At 61.0% G+C, this 385-nt stretch carries 1 protein-coding gene; it reads left to right on the top strand.

Translation table 11 applies throughout. From position 1 onward, the window contains the following. Positions 1-385: transposase (locus IB244_RS31695; RefSeq protein ID WP_192307012.1), on the top strand; the 385-nt coding region annotated here is incomplete at both ends.

Genomic DNA, 385 nt, shown 5'->3' with positions numbered 1-385 from the left:
CGACGAAGCTCCTGATGACGATCCCGGGTATCGGCGCCGTTACGGCCGTCTCCTATGTTGCCGCGATTGAAGATCCAGAAAACTTCAAAACGTCGCGCTCAGTTGGTGCCTGGCTTGGGCTGACAACGCGGCGCTACCAGTCAGGTGAGGTCGACTATGACGGCCACATCTCGCGACGAGGCGACAGCCATCTGCGGGGACTGCTGTATGAAGCGGCAACGGTCCTCCTCACGAGAACCAGACCCGGCAACGAAAGCCGTCTCAGGAGCTGGGGGCTGAAGCTGCGCGAGCGGTTGGGCTTCAAACGCACTGCGGTGGCGGTCGCCCGGAAGCTTGCGGTTATCATGCACAGCATGCTCAGGACAGGAGAAGTGTTCAACGCCTC

The sequence above is a fragment of the Rhizobium sp. RHZ02 genome (assembly GCF_014851575.1).
GTDB classification, from domain to species: domain Bacteria; phylum Pseudomonadota; class Alphaproteobacteria; order Rhizobiales; family Rhizobiaceae; genus Rhizobium; species Rhizobium altiplani.
This window is presented reverse-complemented; position numbering and strand designations above follow the sequence as displayed.